The following is a 4,970-nucleotide window of genomic DNA, read 5'->3' on the forward strand; positions in this document are numbered from 1 at the left end:
GACACAGGGAGTCTGCCTCGAAGATAGGAAACTATCTTGCCAGTTAGTACCACTACGGAGTGAGTAAAACCTGCGGAGGGAGGATAAGTCCAGATTAGAGATGGCTCTAACAAGGCTCTCCCAGTGAAAGAGGAAGCCCATACTCTATTTTTTTGTTTACAGAAAAAAATAAGTGCCGGGTATGTCACTATGTTGACACCATGATTTCAGCCTAAGTTCCAAGCATAGGTAGCTAGGCATAATTAAAAAACAAAACCAGAGAGCGTACCGCCCGCTACGCGGGCGGTACGCTCTTCTAGGTTTGCCTAGCTACTTAATTGATCCAAAATTACTGATCCAAAATTACATTTTAAAAATTATGTCTCTAAATTTGTCTCTAAATTTATCTCTAAATTTATGTCTCTAAATCAAGGTCAGCAACTGGAAAACTATAGTGCTAAGCACCCTCAAGAGGTATTGCTAGTAAAACTAAAACTCGGAGAAGAACTTGATGAAGTGATGATTTTTAAGGGTTTTTCTAGCTCATTAATGAGATCGACAGCTTTCGATCCCGATGTCCCCGTAATTTCCGATCGCGCCGAAATTTTAACTATCGATCGCCTCACAGCACCTTACCGACCAAATCAGCCTAACTATATCCAACAGGGGATAACATGGGAAGGGTTTAAAGATTATTTGTGAGGCAGAAACCTCACAATTTTAACGTGGCTACTATGCTTGAAGAAACCCGCCAATCAATCTATAGAAAGCAGGTAAAAATTGCCTCATTGCTGCTGTACCAAAATATATTAGAGCAGGAAGTATGGGAAAGCTATGTCAAACTATTACATAGCCTTGCCAACTTCGCTTTGGACGGTCATGAAAATAGTTCGCGCCATCTTAGTTATTTATTTGCCTATGGCAAGTGGTTTAGAGCCATTGCGGCTACGGGCTATAACTGGCGAGACTACGTAATTTTGCAAATCCTAACCTCCGATAACCCCTTTAGTAGACAATCGCAGACTACTCCCTTCGATCGCTTATCCATTGCTTTAGTTGCGGCGGCAAAGCATGACCTCAAAATTTTAGAAGAGCTGAGTCTCTGGGGTGGGGATAAACTCGTCGATTGGATTGATGCTTTAGGCGATCGCCTCGTCACTTGGCAATTGACTGAAAGTAATATGTCAAAGCTTCCCGAAATTAAGCGATCGCTAATTCTGAAGTTTCAAACAGCCGATGATTGGACGCAACTGTTACCTGAATTAGCCAATTATTACCAACAATCGGGCACAGGCATATTTACCGATTACGATGCTTTCCGTTGGCGCAAGGGTCATTTACAAGGAATCCCCCATCCCGATCTGGTGCAGTTATCCGATCTCATCGGCTATGAAACACAGCGACAAACCCTTTACAAAAATACTGAAGCTTTTTTGTCGGGTTATCCCGCTTTACATGTGCTGCTCTATGGCAGTCGCGGTACGGGCAAGTCTTCCATGGTGAAGTCGCTAATGTATGCCTATCGAGATCGCGGATTACGCATAATTGAGGTGACGAAAAACGACCTTAAGGACTTACCAATCATTGCTGATATAGTGCGACAGTCTCCCCAGAAATTTATCATTTTTGTCGATGACCTATCCTTTGAAGAAGAAAGTGAAGACTACAAGGCTCTTAAGGTCGTGCTAGAGGGTAATCTCTCGTCCCAACCCAGTAATCTGTTGGTTTACGCCACCTCTAACCGTCGTCATCTGTTACGTGAATACTTTAGCGATCGCCCTAGCCTGAGAGATCTGAGCAATAGCAAAGAGGTCAATCCTTGGGACACCATGCAAGAAAAACTATCCCTCAGCGATCGCTTTGGGTTAACTTTAACCTTTTTGCAAGCCGATCAAGAAATTTATCTTAAAATCGTGCATCATCTTGCAAAACGTGCGGGGATTAATTTAATGAATGAGGATCTCGATTTTCGCGCTTTGCAATGGGCTACTCGCCACAACGGTCAATCGGGGCGTACCGCCCAGCAGTTCGTGGATTTTTTGCAAGCCGATCTCCAAATTAAGAATTGAGAGTAGCTAGGCACAATTAAATATAAAAGTCCAAAACCTGTAGCGCACGCTACAGGTTTTGGACTTTTAATTATGCCCAGTTATTTAGTAACAAAATGGGATAAATTTACTTTTTAAAAGTCCATTTCTGATGAGATAAAAAATTAAAAATCATCATCATAATAGTAATCAAAATAAATGCATATAAATACCAAACACGAAAAATATCCACCAATAAATACATCAAGCTAGAAACCATTAAAAAACTTGAGATCATTACAGTATAATACTTTACTAATCCTTCCCAAAAGTTACCTTTTGTCTTTTTAAAAGTAAAGCGCCTATTTAAATAAAACCCTATATAGTTAACAACAACTGTTTGAATTAAAACAGACAAGAGATAGTGAAAATTTAATATGCCCGTGAGAATATATAGTATGACTATATTTAGAAAAGCGCAAAAACCTCCCACCATAAAAAATCTTAGAAATTGATTTTCTAGAGAAACATAGGAAGCTTTGGATTTGAGATATTTCATACTGATGTTTGACTCTAGTAATCAACTTAGAAATTAACTGATGTTATTTATTAGTCTGACTTTTAATCTTGCTGTGACCCTCTCCCAGATGCGAGAGTATTGCCAGTATCGATACCATCCCGCCATCCCTAATACTAAAAAAGAAACTAAAAGCTTCAACAAATTAACCTTCCGCCCATGAATTATTCCCGCTAAAGCTGTATTCATACGAATAGAAAAAATGGCGATTCTTTTGATGTTATGGTGAGAATTTTGCGATGCTTGCCATAGTTTTAAATGCCTGTTTAACACTATGGCGTGCTGTTGTTGAAAGTCATGCAAATAGGAACTTCTTACTATAGTTTGGGAGTCTGCATGAATGCGAAAAGCAGAAAGGGGATGGGGATAATACATGGTTGAGCCAAGGGCTGCAAGCTTTAGCCAAAAATCCCAGTCGGCTGTGTACCATAGCTTTTCATCTAGTCCGCCAACCTGCAAAGCGGCTTCTCTTCTAAAAATGGGAGCGGGAATAGCAATAAAATTCTGGATAAGTAACCTCTTAACCAGCATATGCGGCGTGGTTACCAATGGATATTTTGGTAAAGGACTTTTCCATAAACCCAAACATTTGCCATCGCGATCAATAAATTGGGAAGCATGTAAAAATAAATTTACCTGCGGATGTTTATCAATTAGAGATTTCATGATGCGAAGGCGATCGTCGAGCCAAATGTCATCCTGATGTAAGAAGCAGACATAATCAGCAGTAGCAATAGATAGAATATGGTTGGTAGTTGCCACCCAATTCCCTTTCCGCAATCCTTGAATAACTTTAAGTGGAAGTTTATCTACATAGTCGTTCAGGATTTCAAGGGTTTCATCGGTCGATCCATCGTCGATCGCGATACATTCAATTTGGCGATCACCCTGCCTGAGAATTGAATCTAAAGTAAATCGGAGATAATCTTTGCCGTTATACGTGGGAATTAAAACCGATAACCAAGGTCGATCCATATTTTTCTACTTTTGTATTCTCAATTAATTGCTAACCACTAACTAGCCTCTTTTTAGGGCAAGGATGCTCAGAAAGAAACTGGAGAAAATGACTTGAAAGCCCAGCGCTAAGCAAGTAACGGATGGAATAACGATTCGCATAGTTTGGCTAGGATTCAGGGATCCAAAGGAATTCGATTCCCACATTTTCAGTGCGTAGATAGATCCCATGAAGCCCATAAAGATTAGGAAAATTCCGCATATCAACCCCTTCTCTAAGTTGAGAAAATGTAACAGCTTTTTGAGTCGATAATCATCGGGAATTAAACCTTCAGCCATGGCAAAAGCTTTGGTGAATATGCTAAACACCACGGTTTGGAATCCAATCACAATTGCCGTAGTTGAATAAATTAAGGAATGAACTTTAGTTCCGCTTAACAGGATAATCGCGGTCAGTAATCCAGCCATCATCAAAATCATCCCTGGGTAAAGAAATAGCCATCTGGGACTAAAAAGCAGTAAAAATCTTAAATGCCGCCAGCCATCGCGCCAACTTCGCAAATGGGGCGATCGGTTGCGCCCATCAGGATAGAGAATAGTGGGCACTTCAGCAATCTGCATTTTGTAGAGGCTTGCCTTCACGACCATTTCACTCGCAAATTCCATTCCTGTAGTTCGCAAATTTAATGATTCGATCGCATCTTTTCTGAATCCTCGTAAGCCACAGTGAAAATCACCACAGGGATTAGGAAAAAATAAACGCCCAATCCATGTAAGTACGGGATTACCTAGGTATCGATGCAAAGGGGGCATGGCTCCTTTTTTGATGCCGCCTTTGAAACGATTACCCATGACTAGTTCGTAGCCTTCTAGGAGTTTATTGATAAACAAGGTTAAGTCGGAGAAATCATAACTATCATCCGCATCTCCGATAATAATATACCGACCTTCGGCATTGGCTATACCACCTCTAAGGGCGTTGCCATAACCTTTTTCTTGGATATGGACAATACGAGCACCTAACCGAATGGCAATTTCTTGTGAGCCGTCGGTGCTCCCATTGTCAGCAATTAAGACCTCACCATCGATGTCATGGCGAAGAAAATAGTTTTTTGCTTTGGTAATACAGGTTCCTAAAGTTTCTGCCTCATTTAGGCAGGGCATTAGTACAGTTACTAGGGGTTTTTCTGAGGCTATTTCTTGCATGGTTTGTTTCACCTTAATTAACAGCATCAATAGCATCATTGCCAAGCAAAACTTATCCTGAATTATAGCATCAGAATTACGGAGATTTACAGGTTTAATTCATTAATGCAATATAATTCCAATCGGTACTTCGCACTAACCTTCTCCTTCTGAGATGAATGTAAGTAGCTAGGCATAAGTAAACTTAAAACCTAGAAGAGCGTACCGCCCGCTTAGCGGGCGGTACG

General features: G+C 40.6%; 5 protein-coding genes. 2 read left to right on the top strand and 3 right to left on the bottom strand.

Features of this window, described 5'->3' with window-relative positions:
- The first annotated feature begins 396 nt into the window (after window positions 1–396).
- Window positions 397–681, top strand: a complete 285-nt coding sequence (locus AC805_RS05965) for a hypothetical protein (protein ID WP_055074569.1) — start codon at window positions 397–399, stop codon at window positions 679–681.
- Window positions 682–713: 32 nt separating this feature from the next.
- Window positions 714–2,048: an ATP-binding protein gene (locus AC805_RS05970; protein ID WP_055074570.1), complete on the top strand. Its 1,335-nt coding sequence runs from the start codon at window positions 714–716 to the stop codon at window positions 2,046–2,048.
- A gap of 106 nt (window positions 2,049–2,154) precedes the next feature.
- On the opposite strand, the gene AC805_RS05975 is transcribed toward AC805_RS05970, so the two are convergent.
- Genes AC805_RS05975 through AC805_RS05985 form a run of 3 tightly spaced genes read right to left on the bottom strand, consistent with a single transcriptional unit; the run spans window position 2,155 to window position 4,743 of the window.
- Window positions 2,155–2,565 (bottom strand): GtrA family protein, encoded by a 411-nt coding sequence (locus AC805_RS05975; protein ID WP_055074571.1) that lies wholly within the window; start codon window positions 2,563–2,565, stop codon window positions 2,155–2,157.
- A gap of 33 nt (window positions 2,566–2,598) precedes the next feature.
- Window positions 2,599–3,558, bottom strand: a complete 960-nt coding sequence (locus AC805_RS05980) for a glycosyltransferase (RefSeq protein ID WP_055074572.1) — start codon at window positions 3,556–3,558, stop codon at window positions 2,599–2,601.
- Window positions 3,559–3,600: 42 nt separating this feature from the next.
- The gene (locus AC805_RS05985; protein WP_369122824.1) at window positions 3,601–4,743 is read right to left on the bottom strand and encodes a glycosyltransferase family 2 protein; all 1,143 of its coding nucleotides are present in this window, start codon (window positions 4,741–4,743) and stop codon (window positions 3,601–3,603) included.
- Between the last annotated feature and the right edge of the window lie 227 nt (window positions 4,744–4,970).

Origin of the sequence: Pseudanabaena sp. 'Roaring Creek' (genome assembly GCF_001402795.1) — a bacterium.
GTDB lineage: Bacteria > Cyanobacteriota > Cyanobacteriia > Pseudanabaenales > Pseudanabaenaceae > Pseudanabaena.